This is a genomic window from Acetobacter sp., from assembly GCF_047723915.1.
Taxonomy (GTDB): Bacteria; Pseudomonadota; Alphaproteobacteria; order Acetobacterales; family Acetobacteraceae; genus Acetobacter.
In genome coordinates this window covers 18,380-32,292 of record NZ_JBDOBQ010000013.1, presented here as the reverse complement: position 1 = coordinate 32,292, position 13,913 = coordinate 18,380, and the positions used below count along the sequence as shown (strand labels likewise).

Below are 13,913 nucleotides of genomic sequence, written 5' to 3'. Positions count from 1 at the left end.
ACACGCTTTGCAAGGGCATGTCTTCCATGGCTGTTGTCAATTTTGACCCCAGAAATCACCAGTCCGACGCCGCATTGCTCGAACTTCGTGACCGGCTCGATTTCCTTCTGCTCAAGGATGAGCAGTGCCGGGCCATGCGCTCGCTCAAGGAACTTATCGACCGTGAACTGCCACATGCGCTGGACAGTTTTTACGAACAGGTCAAGAAAACGCCGCAGACCCTGCGTTTCTTTACCTCTCCCGCACATATGGGGCGGGCCAAGGGGGCCCAGATCAACCACTGGAAAACCATTTCCAGCGCCAATTTTGCTGAAAGCTACGCGACACAGGTGCGGGCCATAGGGACCGTGCATGCCCATATCGGTCTGGAGCCCCGGTGGTATATCGGTGGCTACGCCATTGTGCTGGACCATCTTGTGCAGGCGGCCCTTCAGCCCCAGGGGGGGCGTGCGCCGTTTTTCCCGGCCCGTGGCAGGGCCGCCACCTCCGAACTGCCGCAGGCTCTGGGCAGTCTGTGCAAGGCCGTTCTGCTCGATATCGACCTGGCGATTTCCGTTTATCTGGAAGAAGCGGAAAAAGCCCGGGAAAAAGCCCTGGCCGAAACCCGTGCGCGTGAACAGAACCAGACAGCCCTGATCAAGTCCCTGCGTGCCGGGTTGAAAGCGCTTTCCGAGGGGGATCTGGGTTTTCGGTTCACCACCCCGTTCGACCCCGAGTTCGAGATCCTGCGCACGAACTTCAACGCCGCGGCGGAAGCGCTTTCCACCGCGTTCAGGCAGGTGTCGAACGCCGTTGCCGGGATTGAAACCGGCGCGGATGAAATTGCCCACGCGGTAGGGGACCTTGCCCAGCGGACAGAGCGGCAGGCAGGCGAGATCGGGCATACCGCCATGGCGCTCAGCACCGTAACGGCCGAGGTCGAGCAGACAGCCCGGATCACGCTCCAGGCCCATGACACGGCAACCCAGGTGCGGGAGGCCACGCATGCGTCAGACACGGCGGTGCGTGACGCGGTTGGCGCCATGCAGGCCATAGAGGCGTCATCCGCGCAGATGTCCGCCATTGTCGACCTGCTGGATGAAGTCGCGCTGCGCACCAATCTTCTGTCTCTCAATGCCGGGGTCGAAGCGGCGCGGGCGGGGGAGGCGGGGCGGGGCTTCGGTGTTGTCGCCACCGAAATCCGTACCCTGGCCCAGCGCTCCGCCGTGTCGGCAAAGGATATCAGAAAGCTGATAGCGGCCTCGTCCCAACAGGTGGCGGACGGTGTCCGGCTTGTCGACAGGACATGCGTGACGTTGGACAAGATTTCCCGCCAGGTCGATACGATCGCGACCTTCGTGACCGAAATCAAAACCCTGTCGCAAAGTCAGGCCAAAAGCCTGGGTGAGGTCAATACGGCCATTGCCAGTATTGACCGCAGCACCCAGCAGAACGCCGCCATGGTCGAGCAATCCAGCGCGGCCACGCAGAACCTGCGGCAGGAAACCCGCGCCCTTGCCGGTAGCGTCAAACAGTTCCGGATCGGGTAGGCAGGCGTACCCGTCCCGGGTTCCTTTCCCTGCCTGTTGGGTATCGAGGGTGTCAGCCAGTGTGCATGGCATGCTGCATCAGTTCGCGGGCATGGCGGATAATCCGGCTGGTATCGGCAGCCACGGTGGCCGGGCTGGTGTGGTCCTGGCCGGGCACACCTGTCTGCACCAGTTCCCCCCAGTAGCGGAGCCCGCCCTGGATGCACATGGCCAGAAAGCACGGGTTCTGGTGGTGGCTGGGTACCAGTTCGTAAACAAGGGTGTCCTTCTGGCACCATGCGATATTGGCAAGTCCGGCCCCCAGAAAACCCGCGACCATTCTCGCCTGCGCGAAAAGCGTAATCTGTTCGCGCAGGCTGAGCCGTTCGGGGTAGACGCGTTCAAAACCAAGCTGCATGAAGGCGGCAGCCAGTGCGGCGCCATTGGGAACATGCCGGTTCGGGGCCGTGCCACGATCAATGAAAATGAAGCGGCCAGCAGGTAAAGGTGCAGGGTTTGTGGCTGAACAAAGCGCTCTGTAGGCCGTGCGGGCGATTGTCGAGCTGGTGAAATCGGCTTTGCCCCGAATGAAGTCGGTATAGACCATACGTTCAAAACCGTACCGCGTGCCGGGGTGGACAATCATGCGGCGCTGGGGTTCCAGGCCGGCCAGAGCCAGACTGTCTTCCTGCCAGGGGGTGAGTGGCGGCAAAAGAAAAACATCAGTGTCGCCGCCATGATCCAGAAAATAACGCAAGGCGGGCAGGGTATGGGCAACCCAGTGGTAGTAATTCGCGCTCCAGTGGTCAAAACCCGCCCAGGCGGTCAGGGGGTAGTGCTCTACTGTGCCATGCCCGCGCGCCACGAACTGCTCCAGAACCGCAGCCGGCTGGGTATAAAGCGTGTCGTGAAGAGGTTTGTTGTGCCAGCCGAACAACGTCAGCCCGGCATCGAACACGGCAGGGCCAAACGTGTGGCGGTACAGGGGAGTGCTGTCGGTTCGCCAGGCCTGAAACAGGCTCTGCGCCCCGTCCTGCAGGAGTGTATCGCGGGTAAAGGCCCCGCCGTGTGGCCGCGATACCTCCAGAAGTCCGCGTTTGCCCGCCGCTGTAAACAGCGATACCGCGTTGGTCGGTGGGAAAGCCATGAGTTGATACGCCACCCCGCTGTGGTTTCTGCCCGCATTGCACAGACTGTCAGATCCTCTCGACAGGTAACCCGATGAGTGTGGAGATAAGCTGAACGACTGCGCAAAAACGATGCCTGCGCAGTATGCCTGTCGAGGTTTTGCTGAGGGTTCTGTTGGCCGAGCGGGTTTGAGGGGCAGAGGTCGGGCAAGATGGGGTGGATGTCGGGTTCGGTCGATAATACCGGCCTGTCGGGCGGAGCCCCGTTTGCTACGATGACAGTTGCGGCAGAACTGTCCGCCGCCGTCCCAAGCGCTCCAAATCCTCCGGATCCGCGTTTCCGAAAACGTGGCAGGCCGTCGTATGGCCGCGCTGTGATGCAGGGATATCACAAAACGGCGTTTTCCATCGTTAGGCGGGCGTTATGAGTTGGAATTTAGTACCAGATCGGTCATAATAGGGAACATCTTCAAGATATATAGTTCCAGAAATTACAACCATGCTTGCCTAGAGGAACAACCGGCATGACCATCAGGACCCCTGACAAAAGTGGGGCTTATAGAAAGGTTGGCCATTCAGTTAATGAATAGCGACCCCGGCGCTCCCGACCCGCGAACCCGTACTTACCTGGACACGACTTACGAGAAGGCGACCATTATTATCAATGGCCGCGAAAGTTCGAGTCTTATCCAGAAAGACGCTTAAGGTCCTGCTCTTTCGGTTTGTCTGTTCGGCGCCCCCTATGTCTGGCGGGGCGCCATACTTGTTTACGGGCAGCAGGCGCGTGGCTAAGGGACATCGGGTTTAAATGAGCATGTGCCCGAACATGCCTCCTGCCTGACGGAATCGATTTGGCGCTCGGGCAAGCCCAAGCCTGAGGTCCCGGACAGCGCAGGATGAATGTGCGCGATCCGGGTTCTGGTTCCGCATGGCTATGGCCGGTCGGAGCCTGATATGCCGGCCGTTAAAAGCCACCATGGTCGCGCCAGAAAACTAGGCTTCTGCCAAGCTGGCTTCGCCTTGAGGCGGCCAGTTGAAGGTGTCGCACACAAGGGCACGACACCTCGGTACCGTGGTTCAGAGAAGGTTCTGCGCGCGGTTCAGGACCATGGAGCAGACTTTCTGCTTGAGGCCGCTTTTCAGCGTGGACAGAGAAAACGGATTGCTCTCGCCCGTCAGCAACTGGCCGTTCTGGCCTGCGGTGTAGTCGCTGGACGAGGTCAGCCCGGCTTTGGAGGTCAGCCCGCTCAATGCGGAAGTGGCGCCGCTGCCGCTCAGGTAATTATTCTGCACGCAATAGCTCAGAACGCCTGCGATGTTTCCACTGCTGGCTGAGGAGAGATTGGGCAGCATTCCGCTCATCATGCCACTGCCCATACTGCTGCCCATGCCGCTCATGCTGTTGCCGGTCATGCCGCCCATAGCGTTTTCCGCGCTGCCCATGCCGGGAATCGATTGGGCATGCGCCGATGACGCCAGAACACCGATGGCCGTCAGACACGCGAAAATGCCGTGTGAGTAACGCATCGCTTTTTCCTTCTCCAGACGTTTCAGGGGCGGCACCGTCACGTTGTTGCGGCTCCGGTGCAGCCTGTCTTTTCCGCACGGTCCCGTCGTGGCCGGCAACCGTGGCCGGAACGGGACCGTGCGGAGTCCTGCCGACCTTACCCGGCCTGTCTCGGGCAGGCGAGTCAGGATGAAGTCATTATCGGTTGTCTCTCGCGTTCAAAACAGTCCCGATCAGGGGGCCGGAGCGTGAAGTCCGCACAGTTCAGGGGCTAAGCGGCAGAGGGCGGCGAACATGCGCTACGCTGCGCATGGGCCTGTCAGAGACCGAGGATCACGACCGGCCCGACCGAGACAACCTGTATAACCGCGACGCTCTCAGCGCGGCCGAGAATTTTTCAGTCTTGTTAGTTGAAACCATCCGCGTGCCTCGATCTGCGATTGTTGCGCTGGCTGGGTATCGGAACCATGCATCCACGCATTGAAGAGGCCACGAAGCGCGTCCGTCTGATGGTTCATGGCTTCTTCAGCACAATTTTTTCCGAAACGGCCTGTGACGTGTTCCCAAACCATTTGGTTGGCATCGGTATAAGGCTCGGAGTCCTTTTTCTTATTAAATATACGTGACGTTGATCCTATATAACCTGACATAAGAACTCCTTTTTGATCGCAGCATGACGCGTATTGACGTTCGTCTGGCGACTGCCATGCGCGTTGTCGCGCGATGCCCGGCGGAATGGGGCATGGCCAGCCTGGGGACTAAGATGTCGCATATCTGCGACAGGTCTGTCTGTCCCCTCGCGAGGGGACAGCCTCGCTGCGGAAGTTTTGCAGGTTTGAAAAAAAAGACGCTCCTGCTCGGTGCCGGATGACAGGCGGGGAGCCGGGCAGGGCTATATGCCCAGGTCGGTAGTCTGGGAGGCTTGGGGTCCGGTCAAAACGTATCAAACAGTATATCTGGCTGCTTTTACGCATGGAATATCCGCAACGATATGGCCGCAGCCATGACCGGTTGGGGTGGAGAAAGGGTTTCCGCCCGATTGTGCGGGTAGCCTGCTCGGTGGGGCTGATGTCCGAGCCGCATCTGCTCCGGAAATCGTTGCGTTATCCACCCGATAACGCTTCTCTCGGCCATCTGTCCCATGGCCGAGAGTTCCGGTGGCGTGATGTGTATTTTTAAATCATAACGAAATATAAAGAATATTTACTAGAATTCAGCGCGGACAGATCCAAAATACTGTCTGGGTGCTGCAATCTGGAAGGACTGGTAATCATAGGCGCCTGTTGACAGCCCCATGGGGTTGCCGTTCTGGCCCATGGTGGAAATATAGGTGGTGTTTGTCAGGTTGACGACCGTAAAGGAAAACACGACGTTCTGTATAAAGCCTGCACCATGAATATAGTTACCCATGTTGCCCAGCCTGTAATCCGCCCCAAGGTTCGCCAGCCAGTACCCCGGTACCTTGGTGTCGCCCATGTAGCTGAAGTTACGCGCACTCATATAGGAGCCGTCGATCCAGGCCGTGGCGTTGTGCCAGGTATAGGACAGGCGTGACTTGTACATCAGGCGTGGATAGTTCACGACCTGCTGGCCCTTGATCCTGTAGGTTATGCCTTGCAGGGTCAGATTCTGATCGTAAACGGCATGATTGTAACTGATGCTGTTATACAGTTCCAGGCCACGGATGGGGCGAATGGTCAGCCCTGCATCCACGCCGTTCATGGTCACACCCCCCACATTTTCCACCGCGGAAATCGGGTTGATGGAAGAACCCGATGTCACCTGCTGGAGACGGTTGTTGAAGTTGGTGCGATAGGCATAGACATTGGCAGACACCATGCGGTTGTTGAACCGGTAACCGATGGCGTAGGTCCAGGCCGTTTCGGGGCGGACATGCGTGGAGTCATAAGCGGATTGCAGCACGGAGAACGGCGAGGTGGACAGCTTGTAGCCCGACTGCGGGTAGACATGCACGTTTTCGGAAATATCGACGAAAATTTCATGCCCGGGCAGGAAGCGGTAGGCGATGCCGATATGGGGCAGGAACGGCTTGGCGACGGTCAGACCGACACCGCTGGTGATGGGGCCGGGATTGCCGTAATAGCCCTGGTTCAGATAGCCATTGCCGACGCGGGTTGTGTTCAGCACCGACTTGAAGCCGAAATGCAGGTCGAGGTTGCGTACCGGGTGGAACGTGTCGTTGACGAACGCCGTGAACGTGTTGGTGTTGTAATCCTGATTGAAAATGCGGGCAAACGGGTTGGAAAAATGGTTCAGGTCGTACACCAGCGGGCTGCTGAGCACACCGTTGTTCAGGGTCGGTTCGGAATAGACATTCATGGGCGAGCTGTAATGGTTGTTTTCATACCAGACACCCAGCCCAAGCTCATTATGGGCGATATTGTAATGTGCGGCTGACAGGATACCGAAACGACGGATTTCGGGTTCCTTGACCAGATCGCTCATGGGGGAGCCATTGGGGGATGAGAAATACGGGGTGACCCAGGTTGTCTGGTTCTGCTGGTTGTGACCGTAGACGGTCGTAGTCCATTTCAGATGGTCGGTCATCTGCAGGTCGGCCTTCAGGCCGCCCAGAAGGTCGACGTTGTTGGTGGCGGAATTATAATAGGCTGCATCGGACTTGTCTGACAGGCCAGCCATATAGCTGGGGTAGCTGCCGCCGGGCAGGCCCCGTGTTGCCAGCGCCGCCTTGTAGGCAGTCTCATACCCCGATAGCTGGCCGTTATAATAAAAGCTCTGGTGTGGACCGATCTTGTCCAGCATCTCGAACGAATAATCCTGATAGAGCACCTGGTGCAGGTCGCTCCAGTCGAAAAAGGCGCTGATCCTGCTGCGCTCGCCAATAGGCTGCACGAACTTGGCGTTGACCTGCTGCATGAACTGGTCGCCATAGCCTTTCCAGAGCTGCCGGTCGTTGCGCATGTAGGACACGTAGAATTTGGTGCCGGATTCGTTCAGTTTTCCGGAATCGAAGCGAATGAAGGTATGGTAGGTTGAATTGCTGCCGAACATCTGGTTGATCTGTCCGCCGATCTTATCTTTCGGGTCGGACGAGATATATTCGATAGAACCACCAAGATTATTGCTGGCAGCGACAGTTTCAGCACCGGCGGAACGGGATACATCCATGCTGGCCACGTTTTCCGACGAAATGGCCTGGATCGGGTTTGTGCCGTTATAGTTACGGTAGGTCATTTCACCCAGCGGGATGCCGTCCAGCGTCATGCCGATTTCCTGCTGGGCGAAACCGTGCATCATGATCTGGGATGCCCATGTATCCAGGCCCTGGGGGTCGCTGGACTGGAACATCACGCCGGGCAACTCGCTCAGAACCTTCAGGGGGTTCGTGCCCGGTACGGCACGTTGCAGCATGGCGCTGCTGACACTGACGGTCTGCGCACGGTACGGATGGCCGATAACCCCCACTTCTTCCGTCTTGTGCGAAATGGTCGCGGCGGGAACAGCCTGCCGCGGCACGACCTGCTGCGCAGAGGCTGTCGCTGGCGGCTTCGCCCTGCTGGTGGAAGACGTATGTGCAGACTTGATTTTTGCCTTTGTGGCGGAGGAAGCAGTCCCGGCCAATGCGGTCATCGCGGTCAGGACCAGGGCAGACGTGCTGGCCGCGAGAACACCTTTTTTGATCACCTGTTTCATGGACTTTCTTTCACGGGTTCACACTTAAACATTCCATCACCTCCATGCCGCAGGGGCAGGACGATCCAGCCCCCCTGTCGATCAGAAAGGAGGCGCCGTTTATCTCGATCGCGCAGCCTGTGTTCACAGTTTTCTGCGACAGCACCTGCCGTGGCTTGCCTCGTTCCCGAAGTAGATCACACATGTTTCACATCTGTGAATACTGCTCCGGCGTGACGTCATCCCAGATGATGTGCGACAGGGCATTCAGACACCATGCTTGGTGCTTCAATATCGTACTTTATCTTCTTTAATCATATTAAAGCCGAAATTGCTGCGGTATGAGCCGAGCGATTCACAACCTGCGAAGACATTTATTCATTCTCATACCGAAATGCTTGTGTCAATAATATTTCACATACATGAAAAAAAATCGCACCGTCGGGAGGCGGGAGCGCCTTATGTGCAAAGCAATGCCCCCTGAATGGATAGAGACAGGCAGACCGGATCAGGAACGGCGCGAGCGATACGCCAGAACCGGTGCCAGAACCGATGTCAAAGCTGGTGCCGGAGTAGGTCAGGTGAACTCTGGCCCGGTCCCGATATTCGGCAGATCTGCTTTATCCTGAGTATAGGACTGCGCATGATCAGGAGCCGTGCCGCCCTGTCCGACCTGCGGCAAGAGCGTTTGGCTGTAGCGTTATCCCGCACGGGGCGGCAATGACTCAGCCAGACCGTTCGGGGCTCGGCCTTGAGTGTGATCCGCATTGTCGGATGCCCGCCATGGCGATGGGCGGCTGTGTCGCCTGCTTTTTCATTGTGGTGCGTCAACCGGATTGGCCAAAGCATAAGCCGGCATTTTTTACTGGCGCGTCACGCACCGTTCATCCTCATGAATGAACGGTGCGCCCCCATTGCACGCAGGGGCGGCCGCCTAGGCTTTGCGGGAGAAGCCATGGTCCACGCAGTCCATCACACGGCCCCAGGCGATCCGGCCAGTCACGCCAAGTGGCCAGAATGCATGACCCCATATGGGTTTTACGGGTGTCGGTGGAAAAAGCGGGGGTTCCCGACCGGACAGATAGTCGGCTATGGCGCGTCCCATTAGTGTCGCCATGGCAACGCCCCGGCCATTATAGCCCAGTACTGCCAGCAGGCCGGGTGCAGGTTCATGCCAGTGTGGATAATGATCCAGGGTCACGGCCAACTGGCCATTCCATCCATGGGTCCATGCCAGATCCCCCAACGCTGGCCACAGCATGGCAGCGCGTTTCGCCAGATAGGCAAATTTTTCCGGACCTTGCGCGGGGTGTGAGAACGAGCGCCCGCCCATGAGCAGCCGACCTTGCCCGTCCACCCGGTAGTAGGTGGTGATCTGCCCCAGTTCATACAGGGATTCACGCCGGGCGAGAATGCGGTCACGCAAGGGGCGGGGCAGGGGGGCGCTGGCGATTATGCTACTGTAAACAGGGACTACGGACCGGCGCAGGTCATTCCACAACGGCCCTGTATAGCCGTTTGTGGCTACGATCACTTTTTCCGCCGTGACGGCGCCACGCAACGTGGCGGCCTGCCAACGGCCGTTTTGTCGCTTCAGGGAAACGACACGGCTGTTTGCATACAGCCTTGCGCCTTCCTGTGTGGCGGCCCGGGCAAGTCCGTTCGTATAGGCCAACGGGTCAAGCTGGCCACCGCGATCATCCAGCAGCCCACCGCAATAGAAATCAGATCCGGTTCGTTCTGCCATGGCCTTCGCGTCCAGCCAATGAACCGGGGCCTCAAGCGCCGCACATTCCGCCATGAGCGCACGCAAGGGGGGCAGTTGCTGTGGTGCCGTGGCCGCCCGGATCGTGCCGCCCCGTGCGGCATCGCACGAGATGGCGTAATGGCGGATCAGGTCAAACACCAGATCTGGCGCCCGCCATGCCTCATCGACCAGGCGCGTGCCCACTGTGGGGCCGAAATGCGCGATAATTTCCTGGGGAGAGAATTTGAGCCCGGGATTGATCTGCCCGCCATTGCGGCCCGAAGCCCCCCAGCCCGGTGTTTCGGCTTCCAGCAGAGCCACGGAAACGCCTTGCCGCGCAAGGTGCAAAGCGGTGGAAATGCCACTTAATCCACCGCCGATAACCGCGACATCAGCCGTGACAGAGCCGGTCAGGCAATCCCGGCAGGTGTTCTCATGCCTGTCGCTTTCGTAAAGGCTGCCGATATCGGCCATGACGCTGCTCCATAACCATGATGATCGTGATCGAATGACGTGGGGGGGGGCGTCAGACCTGGGAAGAGGCACTGTCTTTCAGATTGACCCAGGCCACGCGGGTCACGCCGGGAAAACTATTGAAAAAGCGGTGTGATCGGGTGCTCGCAAACTGAAAGCTGTCCCCCTCGGACAGAATGGTGGTCTGGTCTTCCACCACCAGGGTAAGCTGCCCGTTCAGGACCAGCCCGGCTTCAACGCCCTCATGGCTGTACAGTGTCTCTCCCGATCGCCCGCCCGGTTCCAGAACCACCATGAAAAGACCTAGCCCCCCTTCGCGCGAGGGAGAAAGGCCGAGCTTGGTTACGCCATTTTCAAAAATGCTGACCTTGCGCTGCGCAAGCCTGAGCACAAAGGATTCGTGCTGTTCGGGCACGGTGCCATCTATCAGGCTGTTCAGCGGCACCCCCAGGCACTGGGAAATCTGCGCCAGATCCTTGACGGAAGGGAATGAGAGGCCGCGTTCGATCTGGCTGAGATACCCAACGGAAATATTGGCACATTGCGCCACGAGTTTCAGCGGCATGTTCTGGCGCTTCCTGCACTCGCGTATTCTCTCTCCCATATTTGAATCGGCTTTTTTCATTTGATGGCGCTTCTATAAAGACTTTTTACAAGAGTGGGTAATATTTTCATATATGTGAATATTTGTCCACAGTAATCCTTGTGCCCCCTGCCTGCATTGTCGGGAAAGAGGTGACATACAGCCCCGTTTGGGCGGGCCGGTCGATATGTCAGGCTGGAACCGGCCCTCATGGGGTGTGTCGTTGCGCCGATGTCGTGCATGAAAGTGGCTGCTCAACTGTGTTGAGGGGGAGCTTGCCTGCAGGTCGTTTGCCAAAGGAAAACCATTCGATACCAACCACGACAAAAAGACCGAGAAGACTTAAAAGAATTTCCTGTCTCGTATGTGGGCTTGCAAAAAACATGGTCGCCAGTGCCAGCAGGATACTGGCCAGCGTCATGTATGACAGCCACGGGAACCCCCACATGGGTAATGCGCTTTCCCGCCCTTCCTGCATGGCTTTGCGGCGCAGGCGGATATGGGCAAGCACCACGAGGACGTAATCGAACAGGATAAAAGCGCCGCTGGTGTTGACCAGGAGGGAAAAAATACGGGCAGGCGCGAGTGCGGCTACGACAACTATGACAACAGCAAAGAGCGAGCCGCATAAAATGCCGCGTACGGGGCGACCGCTGGACGCTGTTGTCAGGAAAAAAGCCGGTGCATCTCCTTGTGACGCCAGTTCATGGAGAATACGCGCACAGATATATACGCCGGAATTCAGGGCAGAGAATGTGGCGATCAGCATGACGCCGGTTATCAGCAGCGCGGCAAAGGGAACGCCGATGCGGTCCAGCGCGCTCAGGAAAGGAGATTGCCCGATCACGATGGCGCGCGATGGTACCAAAAGCAGGATCAGGCCTATGGAGAGCAGATAAAAAATCATGATCCGCAACACGACCGAACGCGTTGCCCGGGCAACATTGCGTGCCGGATGCGGTGTGTCTGCTGCGGCAATGGTCGCGATTTCCGCTCCCGCCATGGACAGCATGATGCCGGGAATAACGGCAAGCAACCCGAATGCGCCATGCGGCAGAAGACCTTCCGCCCACAGGGATTCTGCTCCCCCCGACAGGAACGGTCGTCCCAGCCCCCGCATAAGGGCCGAACCCGCGAGTATGATGAAGACCACAATCGTCATGATCTTGAGAAAGGAGAACCAGTATTCAAATTCCCCAAATCCACGCAGGGAGAGAATATTGACACCCGTTACCAGGGCGACGGTGCCAAGGGACGTGGCAAGATAAGGCAGATTGACCCAGGGGGACAGAAAACCGGCAATGGCAATGGCTTCTATCCCCAGAATGGTGGCCCACATGACCCAGTAGATCCACCCGGCCACAAAGGCGGTTCGGTGCCCCAGGGCGCGACGGATCTGCCCCACGAACGTGCCGCTCAGCGGGGATTCGACAGTCATTTCACCCAGCATGCGGGTCACGCACAATACGATCAGTCCCGCCAGGAAATACGACAATAACGCGCCGTTTCCCGCAATGGCGATCGCGGACGATGACCCCACAAACAGGCTTGCGCCAATGACCCCGCCTATTGAAATCATGGCGACATGGCGGTCCCGGAGCGAGGGGCCGGTACTATCTCCGTCTTTTTTCGCCATCAGTCCTGTTCCGCACCGGTTTGCGTGTTGCAAGGCAATCGTCTGGCATCGGCAGATGTCATTGCCGTTTCTCTTTGGCGTGTTCGAGGGCAGTATTTTCACAATTATGAAAAAATGCGCGATATTCCGGCATTGTGAAAAGATACGCCTGTAGCAAAGGGGTTTGCATTAATATCAACTACAACTTATGTCATCTTTCGCACGGTTGGGCTGGATGTGTCAATTTTTTTTCATATTTATGAAAAAAAATTGACACGCATGCAAGAGCCTGTCCCTCAAGGCGATGCGGGCGGCTCACGCGGCCGGAGAAGGCTGTTTGCGAAATGTGCCGTCCTGTTTTTCAGGAGGAAAGACGATACCGCGGCAGGATCTGCTCTTTGTGCGGTATCGGGGCATGGGCACGATCTTTTTGCGGCGTCGCCCACATGGCGTGAATTGGGGGTGGTCAGCCTGCTGCGGAACGTTCTGCTGGTGTTGGGGGGCTTGAGCACCGCTGATGCGTAAGGGCAAGTGTGCCGCCGGGCATCGCCATGTCATTCTGGATGTGAATAACGACCAGATGCCAGGCATTGGGTGCCCTCACGCTATGCTTTCTGTGTGGCGCCGCGGTTGCAGGTGTCGTGCCCGATACCGGACGCGTTCAATGCAAAGCGTTCGCTTGCCGAGACGCATCACATTGCTGCCGCAACCGATGCATGGCGTCCGGTGGCATGGGCGCGGTCATCATCGCCCGGTAGGTCATGCAGGCTTGCGTATCCTCATGCGTGCGTAGGGGATGTGGTGCGCAACCGGCCAGTGCGACGCCCAGTGCAATGGCAAGGCGCCAGGTTTTGAGACTGTGCATCCGGCTCGCAGCTTCCTCTGCCTCATCGTCCATTCTGCTCTCACACGTCTGGCTGGGTTGAACACCCTCCATCTGATCAGGGATTATAACCTGATGGCGTGGTTTTTTGCCCAAGGCGAACGATACGGCAGGCCCGTCGCAGAAAAGACAAGCGTAACGGAGGGCCGTCAAAACGCATTGGAGCGTAAGCAATTTAAGGAGGATGAGTAAACTTTTCCATAATTTGAATTTTATTATGGAAAATCAGATACTTGGGACAAGCGGTGGTGGAGCTGAGGGGAATCGAACCCCTGACCTCCTCATTGCGAACGAGGCGCTCTCCCAACTGAGCTACAGCCCCGCCTGTCTTGGTGGGCTGTGTATAGGGCTTACCAATTTTCTGTCAAGCTGTATTGTAGGGCTGAGTTGTGAAAACACCGGCCTGTCGTGGGCAGGCCGGACAGATCAGGGTTTTTGTCGTGTTCTTGATTTTTGTGGTGTTGATGCGGCTGCTGGAGATCTACTGCTGGATTCTCCTGATATCCTGCATTTTTGTAAACCTGTATGCTTTTGGCATTCTGGACGGGCGGAACCAGCTTGTCTGGAAAATTGGCGTTTTTCTGGAACGTCTGACCGAACCGGTGCTGGCGCCGGTCCGGCGTGTGCTGCCATCGATGGGGGGGATGGATTTCAGCCCCATGGTGGTTCTGCTCGGTATTCGCTACCTGCTGGAACCCATGCTGCGGTCCATGTTTATTGCAGCCATCAGCGCTGGCGGCTAAGGCCGTTCCGGATCTGCGTTGGGTATAAAAAAACGCCGGGCTTTTATAAAGCCCGGCGTTTTGCGTTCCTGA

9 protein-coding genes and 1 tRNA gene are annotated in these 13,913 nt (G+C 57.8%); 2 read left to right on the top strand and 8 right to left on the bottom strand.

Annotated elements, in window-relative coordinates; translation table 11 throughout:
- Nucleotides 1–26: 26 nt before the first annotated feature.
- Nucleotides 27–1,529 carry a methyl-accepting chemotaxis protein gene (locus tag ABF990_RS08755; RefSeq protein WP_415506550.1) on the top strand — a complete coding sequence of 501 codons (1,503 nt, stop codon included), beginning with the start codon at nt 27–29 and terminating at the stop codon, nt 1,527–1,529.
- A 52-nt stretch (nt 1,530–1,581) separates the two neighbouring features.
- On the opposite strand, the gene ABF990_RS08750 is transcribed toward ABF990_RS08755, so the two are convergent.
- The 8 genes from ABF990_RS08750 to ABF990_RS08715 all read right to left on the bottom strand — a co-directional run bounded on the left by ABF990_RS08750 (nt 1,582) and on the right by ABF990_RS08715 (nt 13,420).
- Nucleotides 1,582–2,655, bottom strand: coding sequence for a glycosyltransferase family 61 protein (locus ABF990_RS08750; protein ID WP_415501015.1), 1,074 nt, complete (start codon nt 2,653–2,655; stop codon nt 1,582–1,584).
- Between the two features lie 1,057 nt (nt 2,656–3,712).
- Entirely contained in the window at nt 3,713–4,162 is a 450-nt protein-coding gene (locus ABF990_RS08745; protein ID WP_415501014.1) for a YjjA family protein, read from the bottom strand.
- Nucleotides 4,163–4,519: 357 nt separating this feature from the next.
- Nucleotides 4,520–4,792, bottom strand: a complete 273-nt coding sequence (locus ABF990_RS08740; protein WP_415501013.1) for a hypothetical protein — start codon at nt 4,790–4,792, stop codon at nt 4,520–4,522.
- A gap of 556 nt (nt 4,793–5,348) precedes the next feature.
- Nucleotides 5,349–7,817, bottom strand: coding sequence for a TonB-dependent receptor (locus ABF990_RS08735; protein WP_415506549.1), 2,469 nt, complete (start codon nt 7,815–7,817; stop codon nt 5,349–5,351).
- A gap of 913 nt (nt 7,818–8,730) precedes the next feature.
- The gene (locus ABF990_RS08730; RefSeq protein ID WP_415500663.1) at nt 8,731–10,017 is read right to left on the bottom strand and encodes an NAD(P)/FAD-dependent oxidoreductase; all 1,287 of its coding nucleotides are present in this window, start codon (nt 10,015–10,017) and stop codon (nt 8,731–8,733) included.
- A 52-nt stretch (nt 10,018–10,069) separates the two neighbouring features.
- Complete coding sequence (locus tag ABF990_RS08725; protein ID WP_415500662.1) at nt 10,070–10,621, bottom strand: cupin domain-containing protein; 552 nt, start codon at nt 10,619–10,621, stop codon at nt 10,070–10,072.
- Nucleotides 10,622–10,808: 187 nt separating this feature from the next.
- Nucleotides 10,809–12,236, bottom strand: a complete 1,428-nt coding sequence (locus ABF990_RS08720) for an amino acid permease (RefSeq protein WP_415500661.1) — start codon at nt 12,234–12,236, stop codon at nt 10,809–10,811.
- A gap of 1,108 nt (nt 12,237–13,344) precedes the next feature.
- A tRNA-Ala gene (locus ABF990_RS08715) sits at nt 13,345–13,420 on the bottom strand.
- 67 nt (nt 13,421–13,487) lie between these two features.
- Here ABF990_RS08715 and ABF990_RS08710 point away from each other — a divergent pair.
- Nucleotides 13,488–13,841: a YggT family protein gene (locus ABF990_RS08710; RefSeq protein WP_415500660.1), complete on the top strand. Its 354-nt coding sequence runs from the start codon at nt 13,488–13,490 to the stop codon at nt 13,839–13,841.
- The last annotated feature ends 72 nt before the right edge of the window (nt 13,842–13,913 follow it).

Bases quoted from the DNA above. Each gene is read 5' to 3' on its own strand.
- ABF990_RS08755 (WP_415506550.1), top strand. From the start codon at position 27: ATGGCTGTTGTCAATTTTGACCCCAGAAATCACCAGTCCGACGCCGCA.
- ABF990_RS08750 (WP_415501015.1), bottom strand. From the start codon at position 2,655: ATGGCTTTCCCACCGACCAACGCGGTATCGCTGTTTACAGCGGCGGGC.
- ABF990_RS08745 (WP_415501014.1), bottom strand. From the start codon at position 4,162: ATGCGTTACTCACACGGCATTTTCGCGTGTCTGACGGCCATCGGTGTT.
- ABF990_RS08740 (WP_415501013.1), bottom strand. From the start codon at position 4,792: ATGTCAGGTTATATAGGATCAACGTCACGTATATTTAATAAGAAAAAG.
- ABF990_RS08735 (WP_415506549.1), bottom strand. From the start codon at position 7,817: ATGAAACAGGTGATCAAAAAAGGTGTTCTCGCGGCCAGCACGTCTGCC.
- ABF990_RS08730 (WP_415500663.1), bottom strand. From the start codon at position 10,017: ATGGCCGATATCGGCAGCCTTTACGAAAGCGACAGGCATGAGAACACC.
- ABF990_RS08725 (WP_415500662.1), bottom strand. From the start codon at position 10,621: ATGGGAGAGAGAATACGCGAGTGCAGGAAGCGCCAGAACATGCCGCTG.
- ABF990_RS08720 (WP_415500661.1), bottom strand. From the start codon at position 12,236: ATGGCGAAAAAAGACGGAGATAGTACCGGCCCCTCGCTCCGGGACCGC.